We start from the raw sequence: 22348 nt of genomic DNA, 5'->3' as shown, positions 1-22348 counted from the left end.
GAATGGACATCACATGAACACCTCCCCTTCACCGTCGGTCGAGTTCCGCGCCCTGGCGGCGCCGAACTCGATCGACGGGCCAGACGCCGAAGAGTTCGTCGCGCTGGTTCACGTTCGCAACGCCGTCTATCGCGAGATCCTCGGAACCGATGACGATGCGATGTCGCCTGCGGAGATGCTGCCGCAGTACCGCCCGGATCCGCATGAGATCCGACTGCTCTGGGCCATCCTGATCGGGGACCGCACGGTCGGGCACATGGGCGTCGACATCCCGCTGGAAGCCGGATCGATCACCGCGTTCTGGGACATCGGGATACTCGACGAGTTCGCCGGCCGCGGGATCGGATCGGCCGCCCACGCCCTCGTGGAACGGGTGGCCCGCGAGTACGGACGCACCGTCCTGCAGCTCTGGGCCGACCACCCGGATGCGCCGGGCGATCAGCTCACGCCGCCCACCGGGTACGGCAGGATTCCCCGTGACAGGGCCGCGCGCTTCCTCCAACGCCACGGTTACACCCTGGAACAGGTCCAGCGACGCAGCGTGCTCGATCTCGCGGCCTCGGCGGATCACGTCTCCCGCCTTTACGCCGACGCGGAGCGGATGTCTGACGGCTATCGGGTGGCCCACTGGATGATGCCGACACCCGCGGAGCACGCCGACGCCTATGCATGGGCCAAGTCGCGCATGTCGACCGATGCCCCGTCGGCCGGACTCGAAGTGGACGAGGAGACCTGGGATCCCGATCGCCTCGCCCAGGCAGAACGGCAGCTGCTCGACGGCGGTCGCTCCGGCCTGGTGACGGCCGCGATCGAGGAGGAAACAGGCGAGGTCGTCGCGTTCAACGAGCTCATCATCGGCACAGATCCCTCCGCGCCGAGCCGCCAGCATGACACCCTCGTGCTGCGGGAGCATCGCGGGCACCGCCTGGGCATGCTCGTCAAGTGCGCCGGCCTCCAGCACTGGCGCGGGATCGCGCCGCGATCTCCCCATGTGGTCACCTACAACGCCGAGGAGAACCGGCCGATGCTCGACATCAACGAGGCGATCGGTTTCGTTCCGCAATGCGCCTCGGCCGCGTGGAAGAAGGTCCTGCCGGCCGACGGCGGGAGCGTGAACACGGAAGACCCCGGGGCGTGATGTTCCCGTCGCTACGGCAGCCGGGGGCGGCGGCCGCCTGACCGCCGCCCCCGGCTGCCGTGCGCCCGCGACGTCCGGGACGCGGGATACTCTCGTCTCGGCCGCCCTCTCCCGAACGGACATCACGATGCAGATCGGCTTCGCACTCTCCCCCACCTGGCTGCGCGGCGACGCATGGCGGCGCGCGGACAGCGGTGTCGAGGAGATGTTCTCTCTCCGGCCGTATGCCGAAATCGCGCGCGATGCCGATGACGCCGGGATCGACTTCCTGTTCGCGCCGGATGCGGGACACCTCGATCCCACCGGCATCGGCCATGCTCCGGGCTTCGCCACCCTCGACTCGCACACCCTTGTCTCCGCGCTCGCAGCGCTGACCACGCGCATCCGCCTCGTGCCGACCGTGCAGACGTCGTTCGCGTCGCCCTACACGACCGCGCGGCAGGTGCAGTCCCTGCATCGGATCAGCGGCGGAAGAGCGGGCTGGAACGCGGTGACCGCATTAGGCGGCTACGACAACCACGGCGGCGGGATCCCGCCGGACTCGGCGGCCCGGTACCGGCGCGCCGCGGAGTTCGTGGAGGTCGTTCAGAGCCTGTGGAACAGCTTCCCGGCTGAAGCCGTCATCGCCGACCGGGCGACCGGGCGCTTCGCTGATCCCGACCTCGTTCGCGCGATCGACTTCGCGGGCGAGCACTTCCGGGTGCGCGGCCCGATGGCACCACCTGCCCATCCCGGACCGCGGCCAGCGCTGTTCCAGGCCGGCGGCTCTCCGGCCGGTGTCGCGTTCGCCGGCGCCACCGCAGACGCCGTGTTCGGCGCCGCGCCCGACATCGACGATGCCCGCGCCCAGCGCTCGGCGCTGCGCGACGCGGCCGTCGCTGCCGGACGACCGGCGGATGACATCAGCTTCCTCCCTGGGTTCGGTTTCGTCCTCGCGGCGACCGCGGATCGGGCCCGCGAGATCGCCGGCGCACCCCGATCCGGCGGCGCAGCGCACTGGAGCGTCGTCGGCACGCCGGACGACGCGATCGAGGCTGTCCGGCGCTGGCGCGACGCGGAGGCGATCGACGGCGTCATTGCGCTGGCGGGCGGCTCCCGGGAGTCGATCCGGCTGTTCTTCGAGCACGTGGCGCCGGCACTGCGCACCTGACTGTCGCCCGGGATGCCGCGGCGCTGCCCAGACTCCGAGCCGCAGCGGCATGGTCCGCGCCCTCCCCGTAGACTGATCCCACACGCGGGAGTGGTGAAACCGGTAGACACGCAGGATTTAGGTTCCTGTGCCTTCGGGCGTGTGGGTTCGAGTCCCACCTTCCGCACCGCCGAGGATGCGCGTGCACTGCCGCACATCGGCCCCGATGCCCCCGGTTAGCCGCTGCCCCGAGCCGGTGTCAGCCCGCGAACGCCGTCAGCGGAACGCCCGCATAGGGTGTTCGCGCGGCGAAGACGCTCCCCGCTTCGTCCTCCGCCTCAGCACCGCGTCCCTGACGGGACGTGGTGATGTAGAGCGTCCGCAAGCCCGGGCCTCCGAAGGCGCACGCGGTGACCTGGCGCACCGGGACATGCACCACGGTGTGCAGCACGCCGTCCTGCCCGTAGCCGCGCACCGCACCGCCACCCCAGAGCGCCACCCACACAGAGCCGTCTGCCGACACAGCAAGACCGTCGGGAAGACCATCCTCCGGCCGGATCCGGACGAAGGTCTTCCGCTCGCCGGGCCGGCCGGCGCCGTACGCCATCACGTCCACGCGGTTCGTCAGCGAATCGACGTAGTAGCAACGCGCGCCGTCCGGCGAGAAGCCGATGCCGTTGGACACCGAGACACCGGGGATCAGGACGCGCGGCTCCAGGTCGGACCCGATCCGGTACACCGCAGCGGCACCGGATCGGGCGTCATAGGCCATGCCGCCCGCGAGCAGGCGCCCCTGCGGGTCCACCGTCCCGTCGTTCATCCGGAGGCCCTGATCGGTCCAGAACTCCCGCCTGACCGTCGGTATCGCGTCCATCTGCTCGGCGAGCGCGATGCCGCGTTCGACCGCGACGACGTATCCGCCCCCCGCCCGCGGGCGGACGAAGGCGGCGATCCGTTCACCCAGGTCCAGGCGCTCCACGCGATCACTCCGGAGAGTGAGCAACGCCCCGGCCTCCAGATCGACGTACCGCAGACCACCCCAGCCCGGCCACCATGCCGGGCCCTCCGCATGATGGGCGAGCGGCTCTGTCACCTGCTCCGCGACGAGCAGCATCGGACGGGACGACACCTGTTGCTTCCCCTCTCACCGTGACCGGGGCACCGTGGCACGGGCCGGCCGTTCAGGGCAGCAGCGCCCGCTCCACCCGCTGACGCTGGCTGCCCAGGCCATCGATCTCGATGACGACCTCGTCGCCCTCCGCCAGATACGGGAACCGTCCGGACAGCGCCACACCCTGCGGCGTACCGGTGTTGATCACATCTCCCGGCTCCAGCACCATGACGTGACTGAGCTCCTGAACGATCTGCAGCACCGGGAATATCATGTCCGCCGTCGTGGAGTCCTGCCGCGGCGATCCGTTCACGAACGATCGGAGCCGCAACGCTTGCGGGTCGACGTCATCTGCGGGCACCAGAACCGGGCCGAGCGGGTTGAACGTCTCGGAGCACTTGCCCTTCGACCACTGGCCGCCGGATGTCTCGAGCTGGTAGGCACGCTCGGAGACGTCATTCGACACCGTGTACCCGGCGATGACCTCCCGCGCGGCTTCCCGGGAAGGAAGATAGCGCGCGACGCTGCCGATGACCACCGCGAGCTCGACCTCCCAGTCGACCTTCAGCGCGCCGGGAGGCAGCCGGACGACATCGTTCGGTCCGACGATCGTGTTCGGATGCTTGAAGAACACCACCGGATGCTCCGGTGGCTCCGCCCCGGACTCCGCCGCATGCGCGGCGTAGTTCTGCCCGATGCAGACGACAGCGGCCGGGCGGGCGATCGGGGCGCCGATGCGCAGGCCGGTCACGTCGGCCGTGGGCAATGCACCGGACTCGAGCGCCCGGCGCACCCGGGCGATGCCGTCGGCGGCGAGGAAGCTGCCATCGATCTCGGAGGTGAGCGGGCTCAGGTCTCGCACCACTCCCGTGTCGTCGCGGACGAAGGGTCGTTCCCGACCGCGGTCTCCGAGGCGCATGAGTTCCACAATGGCTCCTTGTTTTCTGGTTCAGTGCCCGCGGGCGGGCATCGGATTGACGATCGCGGCGACGTCCTCGCCGGCCAGGAACCGGATCACGTTGTCGGCGGCGTGCACGGGGAGGTCTTCCAGCGCCTCGGGCGAGTACCACGCCGCGTGGGGGCTGAGGAGCACATGGGGCGCGCTTCGCAAGCCCGCTTCGGGGGCGAGCGGCTCGGTCTGGTACACGTCCAGCGCTGCAGCACCCAGCTGGCCGCTGTGCAGTGCCTCGACGAGGGCGGACTCGTCGATCAGCGGGCCCCGGCAGGTGTTCACGATCGTGGCGCCGCGCTTCATGGCGCCGATGGCGCTCGCGTCGATCAGGTGATGGGTCTCCTCGGTGAGCGGCACGTGCAAGGTCAGGATGTCTGCGGCGGCGATCGCCTCCTGGATCGAGACGAGCGCGCTGTCGGCAGCGGCGACGACGGCGGCATCAGCATAGGGGTCGGCGACGAGCACGTGGAAGCCCAGGGCGCTGCAGCGTCGAGCGACGAGCGATCCGATCCGGCCGAACCCGAGCACCGACACGGTGGTACGGGATGGACGCACGGCCATCGGCCGGGCGGCGACGGCAGACCACTCCCCGCGCCGCACGGCGGCATCGTATGCGGGCAGTCCGCGCGCCTGGGCCATGATCATGGCGATGGTGTGGCTGGCGACCTCTTCGATGCAGTAGCTGGGCGTGTTCGCCACAGCGATCCCGCGCGCCGTGGCGGCGGCCACGTCGATCATGTCGTAGCCGATTCCCAGCCTGCTGATCATCCGCAGCCGCGGCATGCGGTCCATGAGCTCGCCATCGATGCGCTGCCATTGCACGATGAGGCCCGTAGCCTCGGCACCGAGCGCTGCGAGCTCATCCCGGGAGGCGCCCGCTGCGGCTCTCTGCACGCTCAAGCCGGCGGCACGGAGGGTCGTCTCGGCGGCGTCGCCGGGAAGGTCGCAGTCGGTGATGAGGATATGTGGATCGGCCATGACACAGGATGCTATAGCATCTAGCAGATCTTTGCCAGCCATTCCCCTGGCGGGATTCTTGCTATAGCGTCTGGGGTATGACTCTCCGCCGCACCCTCATCACCGGCGCCAGCTCCGGCATCGGAACAGCCGCCGCCCTCGAGCTCGCCGGCCACGGCGCCGCCGTCTGGCTCACCTATGCCGGGCAGGCCGCAGCAGCAGCCCAGGTCGCCGAGGACTGCCTGGCCGCCGGAGCGCCCGAGGCGTATGTCTCGCGTCTCGACCTGCGCGACCCCTCCTCCATCTCAGCCCTGGTCGAGGAGATCACGGGCACCTGGGGCTCGCTGCATGTGCTCGTCAACAACGGCGGCGTCTGCCCGTACACCGGATACGACGACATCGACATCGACGAGTGGGACTTCGTCCTGGAGACCAATGCCCGGGGAACGTTCCTGCTCACACGCGCCGCCCTGCCCCTGCTGCGGGCAGCAGAAGGCGACCGCTCCGTCGTGAACATCTCCTCGATCGCCGGTCAGGTCGGGGCCCTGCAGACCGGGATGCACTATGCTGCCAGCAAGGGGGCACTGCTCGCCATCACCCGCAGCTTCGCCCGCCACCTCGCAGCGGAGGGCATCAGGGTCAACGCCGTCACCCCGGGCCCGGTGTCCAGTGCCATCACAGACCATCTCTCGGCCGACGGGCGCGCGACGCTCGAGCAAGGCATCCCGCTCGGGCAGTTCGGGCAGCCGGCCGACGTCGCGTGGATCATCGGGTCACTGGCATCCGAGCGCGCCCGCTTCATCACCGGCGCGACGTACGACGTGAACGGAGGGGTCCGCATTGACTGAGAACATCCGCACCGCGTGGGACACCGTGCGGGCACAGCTCGTCGCGTTCAACGCCCACGACCTCGATGCCTTCCTGGCGACCTACGCCGCCGATGCCGTGATCACCGGTGTCGCGCCGGAGCCGCTCGTCGGCAGCGCGGCGATCCGCGCATTCTACGAGCCCCGCCTGCAGAACCCCGCCCTGTCCTGCGTGATCGAAGCCAGCATGCTCCTCGGCACCCGCTGGGTGGTCGCCCAGGAGCAGGTGATCAACGCCGGCGTCGCGACCGAGACGATCGCGACGTTCGACGTCGTGGACGGCCTGATCACGCGCGCCTCGATGCTCAAGGCCTGATCAGGTGCCGTCGATTCGCGCGCCTCCGGCGACCCGACGGCATCAGGACCGCGCGATCGTGCCGAAAGAGGCCGTCCACGCCCCGTCCACGGCGATCGACTGGCCGCTGAGATACGGAGCCTCGTCCGACAGGAGGAACGCCGTGACGGCGGCGATCTCCTCCGGCCGGGCGATCCGTCCCATCGGCGGGCCGTCGGCAAGCTCCCGTTCCGCACGGGCGGGGTCCGGAGCCGCCGCGATCTGCGCCTCAAGGTGCGGCGTGCGCACGCCGCCGGGCGCGACCGTGTTGGCGCGGATCCCCTGCGCCCCGTAGCTGACCGCGACGCTGCGGGTCAGCGCGTCGATACCCCCCTTGGTGAACTCGTAGACGCCGTGATCACGGTGGCTGGCGCGACCGTGGATCGACCCGATGTTCACGATGGACCCGGCGACCCCGTGCGCGAGGAACGAGGACACGGCGACGGAGCAGCCCCAGATGTATCCGAAGCCGTTGATCTCGACCACCTCCCTGGCTTGTCCCTCGTCGAGCTCGTGCAGCGGAGTCTGGACGGTGATGCCGGCATTGTTGACCCAGCCGCGCAGGGGCGCGTGGCGTTCTGCGGCGAGGGCGGCCCGGTGATGCGCCGCCCGATCCGATGCGTCACCGAGGACGACCTCTGCGACGATCCCCGCCTCGGCGGTTCCGGAACCCGGAGAACGTTCCAGCCCGATCGTGTGCCATCCGTCTGCGGTCAGGCGTGCGGCGACCGCGCGTCCGATGCCCTTCGCCGTTCCGGTCACGACCACGCTGCGTGCTGGCATGTCAGGTCCTTTCGAAGTCGAAAACGGTCGCGTCAAGCGCGAATCCGAGCCCGGGGTCGTCGCTCGGCCTGATCAGCCCGTCGAAGACCGGCCCTCCGCCGATGAACGATGGTGCCGGGTCATAGCGATTGCGTCCCCGCGCGAACGTCTCCACGCCGATGCCGAGGTGCGCTGTCACCTCGGGATAGACGTGGCCGGAGACCGGGACACCTCGCTCTGCGGCCCAGGCAATGACCTCCCGCGCAGGGGTGACGCCGCCGACCGCGACCACATCAAGACGCAGGACGTCTGCGCCGCCCACCTCGACGATCGCTTTGAGGACGTCGGGGTCTGTGACCTCGTCTCCGACGGAGACCGGCAGCCCGGTCTTCCGCCTGATCCGGGCGAGACCGTCGACGTCCTCTGGCAGAAGCGGATCCTCCAGCCATCCCAGGCGTACGTCGCCCCACTGGGCGATCTCGTCGATCGCGGCATCGGCGTCCCGCCACCCGAAGCCGGCGTCGACCACGAGGGAGGTCGAATCGGGCAGCTCGGCGGTGATGAGCGCGATCAGCTCCCGCATGTACGCCGGGTCCGGCGCCCGGGAGATCTTGACGTTGGTCCAGCCGTCGGCCTGTGCCAACACCTCGTCAGCCACCTCTCGCGGAGCGCGCCCCGGTGTGGGGTAGGCCGCGACGAGCATCGACTCCCGTGGTGCGTCGCCGGCACCGAGCAGGCGCCAGAGCGGAACACCGGCTCGTCGCGCGGCGATGTCCCACAGGGCGATGTCGACGAGTCCGATGGCACGGCGCACCAGGCCGACCCGTCCCACGATCGCGCTGCCGCGCAGCATCCGGTCCCAGGCCGAGACCGGATCGTCGGTATCCGCGCCCACGACGTGAGGAGCCACGAGACGCTCGACGATCTCGGCCATCGGCGCCTCCCGCGAGAGGCAGTAGCTCACACCCGCTGCTCCGTCGGCCGCGGTGACCCGCACGGCGGCGTACTCGCGCCGGGTGACCGTCATGGCGCCCAGGTGGAGAGGTTCCGGCAGCGCGAGCACGGCCGTGGCCGTGTCGGTGCGGGCGACCCTGCTCATGCCGGTCACGCGGGCCTCTTCGCCAGCGGAACGCCGTAGTCGACGGTGAAGCCGCCGTCGACGTAGAGCGTCTGGCCGTTCATATAGCGCGCGTCGTCCGACACCAGGAAGCCGACCGCCGCGGCGATCTCGCTGGCATCCGCCAGGCGCCGAGCGGGGATGCGGGCCAGGATCGTCTCGGGATCGAGCGTTCCCTGCTCCACTCCCTGACGGAACACCCCGGTGTCGACATAGCCGGGCGCGACGGCATTGACGCGCACCCCGCGGGACGCCCACTCGGCACCGGCGGTGGCGGTGAGTCCGATGACAGCCGCCTTGGTCGTGGCGTAGGGGGCACGTCCGGCGGAGCCGCGTGCAGAGATCGATGAGATGTTGACGATGCTGCCGCCCCCGCTGGTCAGCATGCGCTTGCCGGCGGCCTGCAGGCAGCTGAAGACGCCGTGCAGGTTGACGTCGACCACCGCCGCCCATTCCGCCCAGCTGAGGTCTTCCAGTCCACGGTGACGCTGGATTCCTGCGTTGTTCACGAGAGCCCGCAGCGGCCCGAACTCCGCCTCGATCTCACCGAACACCCGGTCGACATCATCGTGCTCGGTGACATCGAGCTCACGCCAGAGAATGCCCGCCGGGTCGTCCTCGATGGTGCGGCCCGGCACCCGATCGACCGCGACGACCCGATAACCGTCGGCGGCGAGACGCCGCCCGATCTCCCATCCGATTCCGGCGCATCCTCCGGTGACGATGGCAAGGGGGGCCTGAACGGTCATGGGGTCTCCTGGAGAGTGTCGGTCACGGTGCTCATGGGGGGTGTGCTCATGCCGGGTGCCTGCGGGGTCGTCCCGGCGGCCAGCAGCTCCGCCACGACAGCCGTGGCGTGCGCCTCGAGCGCTTCGAGGGCGCCGGGCGCGAGCGGCGTCTGCCAGGCCTGATAGGCCCCGCGCTCATAGGCCTCCCTGGTGGGGAGGTAGACGAAGCCCGGCCCGTTGGTGAGGTTCATCACCACGATCGGAACGCCGGGGAAACGTGCCCGGAGGGTGGTCTGCAGCCGGGAGTAGGCCTCCCCCGGATGCCCGAGGATCACGGCGTCGCCCAGTCGCCACGCCCAGACCGGGTGCATCACCGTCGGACCGGTGATGTAGCCCTCGCGCAGGTTGCGGGCACGGCTCAGACGCTCCGCACGCGAGCGCGGGTCGATGTCGCGCCACTCCTCGGCGAGCTCGTCCAGGGTGGGGAGATCACGCAGGCGCAGTTCGACCGCGCGGACGGTGCCCGCAGCCCCGGAGCCGCCCTCCGCGGGCGAGCCCGCCCAGATCGCCAGCGGGGCGCCGGACTCGACACAGCGTTCGAGCGTAAGCTCTTCGCCCGGCAGCGGAAGCGTGTCCAGGGCGGCGAGCACCGCGTGCCCGAGAGAACGACCGTGACGGTCGGCCACCGCCGTGTCTCCGGTGTACTGCTCGCGCGGGGCGAGCTCACCCGAGGCGCCCTGCACGAACAGGCAGGGCGCCTCGGTGGCATCCTCCACGATCTGACGCAGGGCTCCGACATAGTCCGGCGAGACCGCGCGCGACTGCCACGCCAGCGTGGTGGGATGACACGCATAGTTCACCAGGACGGCCAGCACGGCACCGGCGACGCTGATCCGCCCGATCGTGACGGTGTCATCGGCGTCCCCCGCGGGGTTGAACCCGACCAGCGCCCTGCCGTCGAGATCGAGCTCACGATCGGCGGCGAGCGTGCACCGGCCGGTGGTCCATTCGATGAGTCCTGGCAGCGCCCCGGACAACGCCTCGCGCCCCGCGGCGATGCCGGCCGCGGCCACCTCCGCGAGATAACCAGGAATCAGCTCGCCCCCCGGGAGGTGCGCGTCCGCGGCGCACAGCACCGCTCCCGCGTGCGTATGCGACAGCGAGAGCATGAGCTGATCGGCCTCCAGGCCGAGCGCATCGAGAACAGCGCCCCGTACGCCCTGCTCGTCTGCGACACGGCGCCACCATGTCCCGTCCACGGCGAGCAGCAGGCGCGGGCGCTCATCGTCGGCGACGATGGCGAGCGCCGTCAGCTCGAACGGGCGGTGCGCTCCTTCGGAGCGCTCCCAGTCGGCGGGGCCCCAGTTCTTCGCGCGAATGCCGACCGGCGGAGTGATATCGCGGCGGGCGACCCCCACCCGCGCGCGGGTGCGGGGCACCGGGATCCGGTCGCCGATATGCGTGGCAGGGGTGCTCATGCTCGCTTCCTCTCGTGCTCTGCTCTCATCATGGGTGCCGGTGCCGGGTTCTCACACCGCACCGGGCGGACCGGGTCTCCAGCCGACCCGCTCCTCCAGCACCCCGGCGATCTCGAGAAGCACGTTCTCCGCATGGTGCCGGCCGATGAGCGAGACGCCGACCGGCAGACCGTCATGCCCGGCGATGGGAACGCTCAGCACGGGGTGCCCGGTGACGTTGAACAGCGCCGCGTACTGCGACATCCCCCAGCCGCGGCGCACCTTCTGCTCGTCATCGACGCCCTCGGCGGCGATGAGCGGCAGGTGGGTGGCCGTGGGCACCACCAGGACGTCGACGGCACCGAGCGCGTCGTCCACGACGGCACGCAGCGCCGGGGCCCATGCGTGCGCCGCCGCCGAGATGCCACCCCCGGCGAGATCATGAAAATACGCGCCGGCGATGAGCACCGCCTGTGCGCTCGGCGGCAGCTCGTCGGCGCGCTCACGCATGAACGCGGACATTCTTCCGGCGAAGCCCGGAGCCGCCCCGCCCGTCCACTGGTAGGGCGATGGCGCGCCCTGCAGCGCGGCGGAGACGGATTCCGCCAGGGCGGCGAACATGATGCCGTCCGAGAGGACGATCTCGTCCAGTGCGATCTCACGCACCTCGGCGCCGAGTGCCCCGAGGTCGTCGACGGCTGCCCGCGCCGCCTGGAGCGTCTCGCGGGTTCCCACCGTGTCTGCGGGAAGCGGCGTCTCGAATGCCGCTGTGACCACCCCCATCGCGATGCCGGAGAGGTCGGTGCGCGCGCCCCGTTCGAGGAACGAGCCCCGGTTCAGGAGCGTGGCCTCTCCCGAGACCTCCCGCTGCGCCACGGACCATGAGGCGGTGCCTTCCAGGGCGCGAGCGAGATGATCGACCGTGCGGGCCATGATCCCGATGTGGTCGAGACCGTAGTCTGCCGTCGGCACTCCCTCGTAGGGGATCAGGCCGTGCGTCGGCTTGAGGCCGAGGACCCCGGCCCATGCCGCAGGGAGGCGGCACGATCCCCCGGTGTCGGTGCCGAACGACGCATCGACCCCGTCGTACCAGAGCGCAGCGGCGCCGCCGGACGACGATCCGGAGACGGTGCGCGCCCGGTCGAAAGGGTTGTGCACCCGGCCATAGCCCGACATCTCTCCGCTCGCGGACAGCGCGAAGGACTCCATGTTGGTGGTCGCCACGATGCGCCCGCCGGCGGCGAGGATCCGGCGGGTGACCAGCGCGTCCTCCGCAGGGACGTATCCGTCGAAGCCGCGACAGCCCATGCTCATCGGCACGCCGGCGATCGGGATGTTGTCTTTGAGTGCGATCCTCATGCCGGTCAGAGGGCCGACCGCCGCCGTCTCCTCGGAGATCTCGACCACGCGGACGATCGCGTTGAGCGGGTCTTCTCCCGGAGAGGGACGATGGCCGGGCGAGCGCGGCTCTCCCACGGTCTCCCGATCTGACGCGAGGCGATCCAGCGCGGCGGCGACAGAGCGGCACACCTCGTCCACGACGGGGAAGAGCGAACCGTGCTCCGGAGACGGCCGCAGTCCGACGCGGGCTCGGAGCTCCTCGTAGACCTCAGGACGAAGCGCGGGGATCCCGGCGCCGGCGCGGGTCATCGTTCGGCCCCCGCCACCTCTCCGATGATGGCGGCGATGTCGTGCACCGGGGCGTAGTCGAGATCGGCGCGCGCCTTGGAGATGTCGGTCGAGACGTCGAATCGAGGGCCGGGAATGCGGAGGTCCACGAAGGGCACCCCGAGGGCTGCGGCGAGGCCGGGCACCACCGCGTCGTAGGAGAATGCCGCGGGGCCGGACAGGTTGTAGATCTCGCCGACCGCGTTCGGCGACCTCAACAGCCGCTCGAGGCCGTGCACCAGATCGCGGACATCGCAGAATTGGAAGCGGTACGGACTCCCCTGCTCATCACGCGCAAGGACCAGGGTCCCGTCGAGGTCGGGGACAGCGGCGTCGAGCAGGTCGACCGCGTCCTGCCTGCCCAGTCCGTCGAACAGGGCGCGGAGTCCGGAGGCGAAGAACAGCCGCCCCGACCACCCTCCGGCCGTGCGGATCTCCTCGGCAGCGGCGGTGAGGGAGAACCGCGCCGTGGTGACGGGGAGCCCGGCAGCGCGCGCATAGTAGGAGCCCAGCACCTCGTCGACCTGTTTCGTGAGGCCGTAGAAGCTGTACGGGTTCGCCGGCATCTCCTCGCTGGTGGTGGTGCCGACGTTCAGGGCCGGATAGACCTCATCGCTGCTGACCAGCACGATCCGGGTCAGGGAGTCCCGGCGTTCGAGAGCGCGCTCGAGAAGGAGGTAGGTGCCGCGGACGTTCGCCTCGAACAGCCGGTCATTGGCCCCCGGCCCCCAGTCCATCAGGGCGGCGAGGTGCACGATCGCGGTGGCGTCCCGCATTCCCTGTGCCAGCGCATCGGCATCGGTGAGGGAGCCGGTGACCGTCCTCACCTCGGCCGGAAGCAGGTGCGCTGCCGGATCGCCCGGGATGATCAGGGCGGTGACCTCACCCCCGCCGGCGAGCATCTGCGCGACAAGACGGCGCCCCACGCGACCGGATGCCCCGGTGACGAAGAAGTGCTGGCCCGCATAACGGTTGTCCATGTTTGTGCTCTCAATCACCGACACGAGCGGCCGGGTTTCCTTCGACGATCAGGTTCATGAGGTCCTGGACCGACAGCTTCGTGTGACGGATGTCGGCGACCTTACGCCCGTGGCGCATGACGACCACGTCGTCAGCGAGCTCGGAGACGTGGGGCAACGCGTGGCTGATCAGACCGATCGCGATCCCGCGATCCCGGATCGCCTTGATCAGGTCGAGCACGGCGTTCGTCTCCCGAAGGCCGAGGGCGGCTGTCGGCTCGTCGAGGATGACGACGTCCTTCGCCCAGAACGCGGCTCGCGCGATGGCGACGCACTGACGCTGCCCGCCCGACATCGCCCCGACCGAGACGCCGGTGACGGCGGGGAGGTTGATGTTGAGAGATCCGACTTCCTCACGGGCGCTGCGGACCATGCGTCGCTTGTCGAGCACGGCGCGGCCCAGAGGACCGGGGCGCCGCAGCTCCCTGCCGAGGAAGACGTTGGCGGTGACGTCGAGGTTCGGCGCCAGCGCGAGCTCCTGGAAGACCACCTCGACGCCCTGCATCCGCGCGTCCAAGGGATCGCTGAAGTGCACCCGGCTGCCGCCGAGGATCAGCTCTCCCTCGTCGGGACGGACCGCCCCGGTGAGCATCTTGACCAGGGTGGACTTGCCGGCACCGTTGTCTCCGACGATGGCCGTGATCTCGCCACGGCGCATGGTCAGATCGACGTCGACGCAGGCCTCGATGTGTCCGTACCGCTTGGTCAGTCCCCTGCCTTCGTAGGCGATGGCGGTGTCGTTCATCGCTGCAGCTCCTTACGGGTGTTGATGTGGTCGAAGACCACGGCGACCAGGAGGATCCCGCCCAGGAAGATGAACTGCGCGGCGATGCCGAGGTTCAGCAGCTGAATGCCGTTGCTGATGACACCGATCATGAGCACGCCGAGCAGCGTGCCCGTCACGGTGCCGCGGCCGCCCATCAGCGCGGTTCCGCCCAGGATCACGCCGGCGAGGATCGACAGCTCCATGCCGACCAGGGCGTTCGCGTCTCCGACCGTGGTGTAACCGGCGACGACGACCCCGGCGAGCGCGGCGGTGAGGGCGCTCAGCACATAGAGCTGGAACCCGCGCCGCTGCACCGGGACGCCCGCCAGGCGGGCCATGCGCCCTCCGGGCGTTCCGCCGATGGCGTACCAGTGGCGGCCCCACACCGTGGAATTGAGCACCCAGCCGACGACCGCGAAGACGAGGACCATGAGGATCAGCGAGATCGGGATCCCCCACAGCTTGCCCTGGCCGATCCAGCGCAGGGCGGGGTCGGTGACCGGGTAGACCACACCGCCGGTGATGAGGTAAGCCAGGCCGCGAACCAGGAACTGCGCTCCGACCGTGACGACGAAGGGGTTGATGCCGACGTAGCTGATCAGGTAACCGTTGAACGCCCCGACGAGGGAGCCGGAGACGAGCGCCGCGATGACCGCGACATACCAGGGCAGGCCGGCCTCCAGGAGGACCGCGACGACGGTTCCCGAGAAGGCCATCACGGCGGCGATGGACAGGTCAAGGCCCCCGGCGATCAGCACGGCGGTCGTGATCGCCGCGACGATGCCGGTGAACGAGACGGCCGCGCCGATGTTGAGCAGGTTCTGGGTCTTGAAGAAGTACGGGGAGATCATCGCCATGATCACGACGATGACCACCAGCCCACCGGCCAGGCCGATGTACTGCTTCGAGCTCGGCGGAATGCTCAACCCTGGGCGAGCGGTGCGTTTCTTATCGAACATGACTCTCCGTGTCAGCGGGGAAGTGCTTCGGGCAGCATCTTGATGGGCGCATAGACTTCGGCCGGCACCGGCTTGCCGCTGGCGATGTCCGCAGCGAGGGGCACCCAGTAGTCGCCCCACACGTCGGCCCCGAGGTCGACGGTGCCGACCAGCGCGGTGTCGCCCTGCTCGATCGCATCGAGCACAGCGACGCCGCCGTTGACGCCTGTGACCGCCGCGTTCTGGTGACGCTCGGCGAGACGCAGCGCATTCGCATCGGCGAGGGCCCAGAGGTCTGCGACGGTGCAGACGAGGATGTTCCCGGCGTCCGGGTTGGCGCTCAGCAGATCGGAGAAGTTGTTCTGGAGCTCGAGCGACGTGGTGGTCTTGGTGTCGTGCTCCACGGTCGCGATTCCGGGGAATGCCTCGGCGACGGTGTCGGCGCAGACGGATGCCCGTTTGGCGACCTCCGGCCCGGCCGGCGAGTAGTACGTGGTCATCAGGGTGGTGTCCTGCGCGGTCCACCCCTTCGACTGGGCGTATTCGATCAGGCGCTCTCCCTGGAGCTGCCCCATGCCCTCGTTGCTCGGGCCGAACAGCACGGTCCCCTCTGCGGCCGTCACGACCTGTACGACGGGAAGGCAGGCGTCGGCGAACTGGGAATTGACGCTCTCCAGCAGATCGTCGAGCTGGTTGTCGCTGACGACCACGGCGGGCTCGCGGGCGATGATCGACCGCGCAGCGCTGACCGGCTCGGACGTGCTGGGGAACTTGTAGTCGGCGATCGCCAGCTCGACCCCCGCATCTGCGGCGGTCTTCTCCATGCTCTTGTTCATGGTGATGTTGACCTCGTTGGTCATGTCCTGCGCGCCGAAACCGACCGTGAAGGAGCCGACCGGACGACGCAGCTCTGCGAGCCAGGTGTCGGGGTGGTCGTCTGCGGCGACGAATGCGCACGCCGATGTGTCCCAGACGAGCCAGTCCGCGGAGTGCCCGGCATCGGGCGCTGTGCGGATGGGCGTTTCCTCGAACTCCACCTGTTCGGCCTCGGGTGCACCCGCTGCGCTGCAGCCTGTCAGCACAACGGCCGCGGAACCCAGGATTGCGACGAAGGTTCTCTTATCCACGAGCATGTCCCCTCTTCATTGAGAATGGTGGCAGCAACTGCCTTCCACCGACGCTATAGCATGTAGCAATGCTTTGGCAAGGGGCACGCACCGGTGCCGTGGCACCTTCGGCTCCCCTCCGATCCGGGGGCGCCTGCCGCGGAGGGACGCCGCGCGCGCCGCGACATCGCGCACGATCGCAGCCCTCCTGGAACCATAGGCTGGCCGGCGTGCGGCCGGGGCCGCGCGGACGCGCCGCCGGCGCGCGGCGGTGCCGGACGACCGCGCTCCGGCGGTCCGCCTCGGCCTTATGCCATAGCATCGAGCGAAGAATGACACGGTGCGCACACCCGCACCGTGGAGGGGAGGTCGATGATGCGGACCGTCGCAGATCAGAACATCGCGGAACAGGTCGCCGATGAGCTACGGACCGCGATCCATTCCGGTGAGCTCGCACCGGGCGACCGCCTGGTCGAACGCCGGCTGGCGGAGCGGCTGGGGGTCAGCCATATCCCCGTCCGCGAGGCCCTGACCCGGCTCGCCGAAGAGCGACTGGTCGTCCGGGAACCCCGGCGCGGTGCTCGTGTCGCAGCCCTGACGGCCACCGACCTGGAAGAGATCGCCAGCCTCAGGATCGTTCTGGAGCAGTTCATGGCGCTGCGCGTCCAGGAGCGCTGGACGACCGCGTCGGCGGAACGCCTGCAGGAGATCATCGACGCGATGGAGGCGGCAGAGCCGGGAGACATGGCCGAGGTGCTGCGTCAGGACCGCGCGTTCCATGAAGCGCTGGCCGAGCTCAGCGACCACCGCTTCCTCACCGAGCTCAGCGCGCAGCTGCGCGGTCGGATCACCGGCTTCATCAGCGCGGCCAACGCCGCACTGCCGGAGGCCGAACAGGCGGAGCACGTGCGCAGTCACCGCCAGATCATGGAGGCGATCGCCAGCGGCGACCCGCAGGCGGCGCGCGATGTGATCGCTGAGCACGTCCGCCGGGCCTTCGAGCGCATCCGGCCGCTCACGACACCCGAGGACTGACGGCGCCGCGACCTCCGCGCGTCGCCATCATCCGACGGAAGAGGGCCCCGGCGATGCCGGGGCCCTCTTCTGGATCAGCTCGGTCAGCTGAACTGGTTCATGGTGTTGTCCTTGCCGGACGCCTTCAGCGCAGCATCTCCGGCGAAGTACTCCTTGTGGTTGTCACCGATGTCGGATCCGGCCATGTTCTGGTGCTTCACCGTGGCGATGCCCTCGCGGATCTCGCGTCGCTGCACGCCCTGGACGTAGGCGAGCATGCCCTGATCGGCGAAGTAGCCCTTGGCCAGGTCATCCGTGGAGAGCGCCGCGGTGTGGTAGGTCGGCAGGGTGATCAGGTGGTGGAAGATGCCGGCGCGGGCGGAACCATCGCGCTGGAACGTCCGGATCTTCTCGTCGGCCAGCTGGGCGAGCTCGGTGTCGTCGTACTCCACGCTCATCAGGTTCGCACGGTCGTACGCCGAGACGTCCGCACCCTGCTCCTGGAGGAGGTCGTACGCCTGCTGGCGGAAGTTCAGCGTCCAGTTGAACGACGGGCTGTTGTTGTAGACCAGCTTCGCGTTCGGGATCTCCTCGCGGATGCGGTCGACCATGCCGGCGATCTGCTCGACGTGCGGCTTCTCGGTCTCGATCCACAGCAGGTCGGCACCGTTGCGGAGCGAGGTGATGCAGTCCAGCACGCAGCGGTCCTCGCCGGTGCCGGCACGGAACTGGTACAGGTTGCTGGGCAGACGCTTGGGCCGCAGCAGCTGACCGTCGCGCTTGATGACGACATCGCCGTTGCCGAGGTCGCCGTCGGCGACCTCCTCGACATCGAGGAAGGAGTTGTACTGGTCGCCGAGGTCGCCGGGAGTGCTCGTGACGGCGAGCTTCTGGGTGAGCCCGGCGCCGAGGGAGTCGGTGCGCGCCACGATGATGCCGTTGTCGATGCCGAGCTCCAGGAAGGCGTAGCGGACGGCGTTGATCTTGGCGATGAAGTCCTCGTGCGGGACCGTGACCTTGCCGTCCTGGTGCCCGCACTGCTTCTCGTCCGAGACCTGGTTCTCGATCTGGATGGCGCACGCGCCGGCCTCGATCATCTTCTTGGCCAGCAGGTAGGTCGCCTCGGGGTTTCCGAAGCCCGCGTCGATGTCGGCGATGATCGGCACGACGTGGGTCTCGAAGTTGTCGATCTGCGACTGGATGAGCTCCTCGGAGACGGTGTCACCGGCGGCACGCGCATCATCGAGCCTGGTGAAGAGGAGGTCGAGCTCACGGGCGTCGGCCTGGCGGAGGAAGGTGTAGAGCTCCTCGATGAGCGCGGGGACCGCGGTCTTCTCGTGCATCGACTGGTCGGGCAGCGGCCCGAACTCCGAGCGGAGGGCGGCGACCATCCAGCCCGAGAGGTAGAGGTAGCGCTTGTTGGTCGTCTTCAGGTGCTTCTTGATCGAGATCAGCTTCTGCTGGCCGATGAATCCGTGCCACACCCCGAGCGACTGGGTGTAGACCGACGAGTCCGCGTCGTACTCCGCCATGTCGCGGCGCATGATGTCCGCGGTGTACTGCGCGATCTCGAGACCGGTCTTGAAGCGGTTCTGCGCGCGCATCCGGGCGACGTACTCGGGGTTGATGGCGTCCCAGCTGGCGCCGTTCTCGTCTTTGAGCGCCTGGGTGGCGGTGATGTCGTCCTGGTAGGCAGTCATGGTGTTTCCTTCTCGTCGCGATGGGCCTGCACCCGCTGTTGCGTTGCTTCGACTCTGCACCAAGAAGAAAGCATCTTCCGACCAAATCAGAGGTGAAGAACCATCGATTTTCACTCTTCAGAAATTAGTCACACCGCGCTTCCGCGCACAGACCGCTCGCGGCGCAGAACGATCCGTCGGCCGCGGCACCTCCGGGGCCGACGATGGCGAGTGATCCTGCGTCTCATCACAGGTGCGACGCGGTTTCACCGGGCCGCGCCGTCGGAAATCGGCCCTCGAACCGTCACCCCCGCCGCACGTAGACTGATCACGGACGTGCTCGTGCTGCGCGAGGGCCAGGAAAGTTTCAGCGTTCCTCCGATGCCGAGACCGACGGTGGCCGCCTCTCGCGGCGCAGAGCTTCTGTGGCCCGAACCACGCGGGAGGACCACGCACTCGCATCTGCTATCGAGGGGAACCCCCGTGCTCGACACCGCCGTCTCGCTGCCGACCGCGCTGATCCCGTGGCTCGATCCCGAGACGATCATCGGGGCAGCCGGGCCCTGGGCTCTGCTCGTGGTGTGCTTCATCATCTTCGCCGAGACCGGGCTCCTGGTGGGCTTCCTCCTGCCCGGCGACACGCTGCTGGTGATCTCGGGGCTCCTCTCCCACCCCCAGCCCTACGCACCGCACGGCGTATTCGGCCTCAGCGTGTGGTGGGTCGCTCTCCTGATCGGTCTTGCCGCGTTCGTCGGCGGCGAGGTCGGCTACCTGATCGGGCACAAGGGCGGACCAGCGCTCTTCGAACGGAAAGACTCCGGCCTGTTCAGCACGAAGAACGTCGAACGGACCAACGCGTTCTTCGAGCGCTTCGGCGGTCTGACCATCATCCTGGCGCGGTTCGTCCCCATCGTGCGCACCTTCGCCCCCGTGGCCGCGGGCATCGGGCACATGAACAAGGGTGCCTACACGCTGTACAACTTCATCGGCGCCGTGCTGTGGGGCTTCGGACTGACCGTGTTCGGGTATCTCATCGGCTATATTCCGCCTGTGGCATGGTTCGTCCGCGAGTACATCGACCTCATCCTGCTCGGCGCCGTCGGCGGCACCGCGCTCGTCACGCTCTGGCACTACCTCCGTGAGCGCGCGAAGTCTCGCCGCGAGGCGCCCGCCCCCACCGATCCCGCCACCGGGGCCTGACGCCCGCGCTCTCCCCGCGCCAGACGACGCTCAGACATGCACGTCGTCGCACTCCGGGCGCCCGGCGGGCTCGATCTGGAATGTCGAGTGCACCACGTCGAAGTGCTCGGAGAGGCACGACTGCAGACGTTCGAGCAGCTCCGCCGATCCCCCCGCATCCCAGACGACCTGCGCTGCGGTGACATGCGCACTGAACAGCGGCGTGCCCCGCGTGAGCTGCCAGATGTGGACGTCGTGGACCGACGCGACACCGTCGATGCCCTCGAGATGCTCCCGGATGTCCTCGACGGCCGTCCCCTTCGGCGCCGACTCGGCGAGCACCGAGAACACCTCCCGCAGCAGGACGAACGCCCGCGGGACGATCATCACCGCGATGGCGAGCGAGGCCAGGGCATCCGCAGGCATCCAGCCGGTGGTGACGATCACGATCGCCGCCACGATCACCATCACCGAGCCGATGAGGTCACCCATCACCTCGAGATAGGCGCCCCGGACGTTGATGCTCTTGCGCTGCGCGGCGCTGAGCAGCCACATCGAGATCGCATTGGCGAGCATGCCGACGATCGCCACCGTGAGCATGAGGGGACCCGCGACCTCGACCTCCTCCGGGCGGAAGAGACGACCGATGCCCTCCATCGCGATCATCACCGACAGCACGATGAGGATGAGCGCGTTGATGAGGGCGCCGAACACCTCGGCACGCTGATAGCCGAACGTCCGCCGCGCATCCGCCGGCCGTGCCGCGACCGTGCTGGCGACCAGCGCGATCACCAGCGCGAGCGCATCGGTGAGCATGTGCGCCGCATCCGCCAGGAGCGCGAGAGACCCGCTCAGGATAGCTCCGACTAGCTGGACGAGCATCACGGTGCTGGTCAGCGCGAGCGAGATGCCGAGCAGCCTCCGGCTGTCACCGTGTCGGATGTCGTGGGCATGGGCGTGGTCGTGCATGCCTCCAGGCTAGGCCGGAAACGTCACGCCGAGCAGAAAAACCCCTAGTCGGGAACAATAACGATTCTCAGCCTCGCTGTCGCATCGCGTTCGCCGTGCCGTCCGTCTCGTCAGAGGCCGGCGAGCAGCGGCACCAGCGCGGCGAACGCGCGGGCACGGTGCGACTGCGCCTGCTTCTCCGCATCGGCCAGCTCGCCCGCGGTGCGCTCGGACTCGGGGTCCTGGCCGTCCGGGACGAAGATCGGGTCGTAGCCGAAGCCGCCGTTCCCGCGCGGGGCGTGCGCCAGCCGGCCCGGCCACACCCCCTCCACGACGCGCTCGACGCCGTCCGGGGCGACCAGCGCGATCGTCGAGAGGAAGTGCGCCCCGCGGTGCGGATCCGCGATGTCCCGCAGCTGGTCGAGGAGGAGCGCGAGATTGGCCGCGGCGTCCTTGCGCTGCCCGGCCCAGTAGGCGGAGAAGATGCCAGGCGCGCCGCCCAGCACATCGACGCAGATGCCCGAGTCGTCGGCGAGCGCCGGAAGCCCGGTGTGGGCGGCCGCGGCCCTGGCCTTGATGAGCGCGTTCTCGGCGAACGTCACCCCATCCTCCACCGGCTCGGGGCCGTCGTACGGAAGGACCTCGAGATCGGCCACCGACGCTGCGAGGATCTGCTGGAACTCCGCGACCTTGTGCGCATTGTGCGTCGCAAGGACGACGCGCATCAGCCGCGCTCCGCGGCGAGCGCTGCCGCCTGCTGGTCCCGCAGGTCCGCGCAGCCGCTCTCGCCGAGGGCGAGGAGCGCGTCCAGCTCACGCTTGTCGAACGGCGCGCCCTCAGCGGTGCCCTGAACTTCGACGAAGAGACCGCGACCGGTCATCACGATGTTCATATCGGTCTCGGCGCGGACGTCCTCGACGTATGCCAGATCGAGCATGGGCTCACCGTCGATGATCCCCACCGACACCGCGGAGACCGAATCGTGCAGGACCTTCGCGCTCGCGGGGATGAGCTTCTTCCCGCGTCCCCATTCGATCGCGTCGGCGAGCGCCACATACGCCCCGGTGATCGCCGCCGTGCGGGTTCCGCCGTCCGCCTGCAGCACGTCGCAGTCGATCACGATCGTGTTCTCGCCGAGCGCCTTGGTGTCGACGACAGCGCGCAGGGCGCGGCCGATCAGGCGGGAGATCTCATGCGTGCGACCGCCGATCCTGCCCTTCACGCTCTCCCGGTCGCCACGGGTGTTGGTCGCGCGCGGCAGCATCGCGTACTCGGCGGTCACCCAGCCACGCCCCTTGCCGGTCAGCCAGCGCGGCACGCCGGAGGTGAACGACGCCGTGCACAGCACGCGCGTGCCGCCGAAGGAGATCAGCGCGGACCCCTCGGCGTGCGCGCTCCAGCCGCGCTCGATCGTGACGGGGCGGAGCTGGTCTGGCGTTCGGTCGTCGGCACGGACAGTGGCGGGTGTGGTCTCGGACAT

Annotated in this window: 22 protein-coding genes and 1 tRNA gene; 7 read left to right on the top strand and 16 right to left on the bottom strand. The window is 69.4% G+C overall.

Features of this window, described 5'->3' with window-relative positions; translation table 11 throughout:
• Positions 1-13: 13 nt before the first annotated feature.
• The 3 genes from AC3RXY_RS10660 (at position 14) to AC3RXY_RS10650 (ending at position 2454) form a co-directional block, all read left to right on the top strand.
• On the top strand, positions 14-1138 hold the full coding sequence (locus AC3RXY_RS10660; protein ID WP_491510893.1) for a GNAT family N-acetyltransferase: 1125 nt from the start codon (positions 14-16) through the stop codon (positions 1136-1138).
• Positions 1139-1265: 127 nt separating this feature from the next.
• The gene (locus tag AC3RXY_RS10655) at positions 1266-2288 is read left to right on the top strand and encodes an LLM class flavin-dependent oxidoreductase (protein WP_491510892.1); all 1023 of its coding nucleotides are present in this window, start codon (positions 1266-1268) and stop codon (positions 2286-2288) included.
• An 84-nt stretch (positions 2289-2372) separates the two neighbouring features.
• Positions 2373-2454: transfer RNA gene (locus AC3RXY_RS10650), tRNA-Leu, on the top strand.
• A gap of 72 nt (positions 2455-2526) precedes the next feature.
• On the opposite strand, the gene AC3RXY_RS10645 is transcribed toward AC3RXY_RS10650, so the two are convergent.
• The 3 genes from AC3RXY_RS10645 to AC3RXY_RS10635 are packed head-to-tail and all read right to left on the bottom strand — an operon-like array spanning position 2527 to position 5308.
• Complete coding sequence (locus AC3RXY_RS10645; protein WP_491510891.1) at positions 2527-3396, bottom strand: SMP-30/gluconolactonase/LRE family protein; 870 nt, start codon at positions 3394-3396, stop codon at positions 2527-2529.
• 52 nt (positions 3397-3448) lie between these two features.
• Complete coding sequence (locus tag AC3RXY_RS10640) at positions 3449-4306, bottom strand: fumarylacetoacetate hydrolase family protein (protein ID WP_491510890.1); 858 nt, start codon at positions 4304-4306, stop codon at positions 3449-3451.
• Between the two features lie 21 nt (positions 4307-4327).
• On the bottom strand, positions 4328-5308 hold the full coding sequence (locus AC3RXY_RS10635) for a C-terminal binding protein (RefSeq protein WP_491510889.1): 981 nt from the start codon (positions 5306-5308) through the stop codon (positions 4328-4330).
• Between the two features lie 77 nt (positions 5309-5385).
• Here AC3RXY_RS10635 and AC3RXY_RS10630 point away from each other — a divergent pair, with 77 nt between their 5' ends.
• Positions 5386-6135, top strand: a complete 750-nt coding sequence (locus AC3RXY_RS10630; protein ID WP_491510888.1) for an SDR family NAD(P)-dependent oxidoreductase — start codon at positions 5386-5388, stop codon at positions 6133-6135.
• Positions 6128-6469: a nuclear transport factor 2 family protein gene (locus AC3RXY_RS10625; RefSeq protein WP_491510887.1), complete on the top strand. Its 342-nt coding sequence runs from the start codon at positions 6128-6130 to the stop codon at positions 6467-6469. Before AC3RXY_RS10630 ends, AC3RXY_RS10625 begins: the two co-directional genes overlap by 8 nt.
• 42 nt (positions 6470-6511) lie before the next feature.
• Here the strand turns inward: AC3RXY_RS10625 and AC3RXY_RS10620 are convergent, their stop codons facing one another.
• Genes AC3RXY_RS10620 through AC3RXY_RS10580 form a run of 9 tightly spaced genes read right to left on the bottom strand, consistent with a single transcriptional unit; the run spans position 6512 to position 16069 of the window.
• Entirely contained in the window at positions 6512-7270 is a 759-nt protein-coding gene (locus AC3RXY_RS10620) for an SDR family NAD(P)-dependent oxidoreductase (RefSeq protein WP_491510886.1), read from the bottom strand.
• A gap of 1 nt (position 7271) precedes the next feature.
• Positions 7272-8348, bottom strand: coding sequence for a mandelate racemase/muconate lactonizing enzyme family protein (locus tag AC3RXY_RS10615; protein WP_491510975.1), 1077 nt, complete (start codon positions 8346-8348; stop codon positions 7272-7274).
• A 5-nt stretch (positions 8349-8353) separates the two neighbouring features.
• Complete coding sequence (locus AC3RXY_RS10610) at positions 8354-9115, bottom strand: SDR family NAD(P)-dependent oxidoreductase (RefSeq protein WP_491510885.1); 762 nt, start codon at positions 9113-9115, stop codon at positions 8354-8356.
• Positions 9112-10572, bottom strand: coding sequence for a hypothetical protein (locus tag AC3RXY_RS10605; protein ID WP_491510884.1), 1461 nt, complete (start codon positions 10570-10572; stop codon positions 9112-9114). The genes AC3RXY_RS10610 and AC3RXY_RS10605 overlap by 4 nt, the downstream gene beginning before the upstream one ends.
• Before the next feature lie 51 nt (positions 10573-10623).
• Positions 10624-12201: an amidase family protein gene (locus AC3RXY_RS10600; protein WP_491510883.1), complete on the bottom strand. Its 1578-nt coding sequence runs from the start codon at positions 12199-12201 to the stop codon at positions 10624-10626.
• On the bottom strand, positions 12198-13199 hold the full coding sequence (locus AC3RXY_RS10595; RefSeq protein WP_491510882.1) for an NAD-dependent epimerase/dehydratase family protein: 1002 nt from the start codon (positions 13197-13199) through the stop codon (positions 12198-12200). The genes AC3RXY_RS10600 and AC3RXY_RS10595 overlap by 4 nt, the downstream gene beginning before the upstream one ends.
• 10 nt (positions 13200-13209) lie before the next feature.
• Positions 13210-13983, bottom strand: coding sequence for an ATP-binding cassette domain-containing protein (locus tag AC3RXY_RS10590; protein ID WP_491510881.1), 774 nt, complete (start codon positions 13981-13983; stop codon positions 13210-13212).
• Positions 13980-14963: an ABC transporter permease gene (locus tag AC3RXY_RS10585; RefSeq protein ID WP_491510880.1), complete on the bottom strand. Its 984-nt coding sequence runs from the start codon at positions 14961-14963 to the stop codon at positions 13980-13982. Before AC3RXY_RS10585 ends, AC3RXY_RS10590 begins: the two co-directional genes overlap by 4 nt.
• A gap of 11 nt (positions 14964-14974) precedes the next feature.
• Positions 14975-16069, bottom strand: a complete 1095-nt coding sequence (locus tag AC3RXY_RS10580) for a substrate-binding domain-containing protein (protein ID WP_491510879.1) — start codon at positions 16067-16069, stop codon at positions 14975-14977.
• 351 nt (positions 16070-16420) lie between these two features.
• Here AC3RXY_RS10580 and AC3RXY_RS10575 point away from each other — a divergent pair, with 351 nt between their 5' ends.
• Positions 16421-17083 carry a GntR family transcriptional regulator gene (locus AC3RXY_RS10575; protein ID WP_491510878.1) on the top strand — a complete coding sequence of 221 codons (663 nt, stop codon included), beginning with the start codon at positions 16421-16423 and terminating at the stop codon, positions 17081-17083.
• An 83-nt stretch (positions 17084-17166) separates the two neighbouring features.
• Here the strand turns inward: AC3RXY_RS10575 and AC3RXY_RS10570 are convergent, their stop codons facing one another.
• Positions 17167-18762: an isocitrate lyase gene (locus tag AC3RXY_RS10570; protein ID WP_491510877.1), complete on the bottom strand. Its 1596-nt coding sequence runs from the start codon at positions 18760-18762 to the stop codon at positions 17167-17169.
• Between the two features lie 462 nt (positions 18763-19224).
• Here AC3RXY_RS10570 and AC3RXY_RS10565 point away from each other — a divergent pair, with 462 nt between their 5' ends.
• Positions 19225-19941: a DedA family protein gene (locus tag AC3RXY_RS10565; RefSeq protein WP_491510876.1), complete on the top strand. Its 717-nt coding sequence runs from the start codon at positions 19225-19227 to the stop codon at positions 19939-19941.
• Between the two features lie 30 nt (positions 19942-19971).
• On the opposite strand, the gene AC3RXY_RS10560 is transcribed toward AC3RXY_RS10565, so the two are convergent.
• The 3 genes from AC3RXY_RS10560 to rph form a co-directional block, all read right to left on the bottom strand.
• Positions 19972-20889, bottom strand: coding sequence for a cation diffusion facilitator family transporter (locus tag AC3RXY_RS10560; RefSeq protein ID WP_491510875.1), 918 nt, complete (start codon positions 20887-20889; stop codon positions 19972-19974).
• Positions 20890-20999: 110 nt separating this feature from the next.
• Positions 21000-21593: an RdgB/HAM1 family non-canonical purine NTP pyrophosphatase gene (gene rdgB, locus AC3RXY_RS10555; RefSeq protein WP_491510874.1), complete on the bottom strand. Its 594-nt coding sequence runs from the start codon at positions 21591-21593 to the stop codon at positions 21000-21002.
• Entirely contained in the window at positions 21593-22348 is a 756-nt protein-coding gene (rph, locus tag AC3RXY_RS10550; RefSeq protein ID WP_491510873.1) for a ribonuclease PH, read from the bottom strand. Before rph ends, rdgB begins: the two co-directional genes overlap by 1 nt.

It is taken from the genome of Microbacterium longlingense (assembly GCF_058349825.2).
Note: the sequence above shows the minus strand (reverse complement) of the source record. Positions and strands in the feature narration are given on the sequence as shown.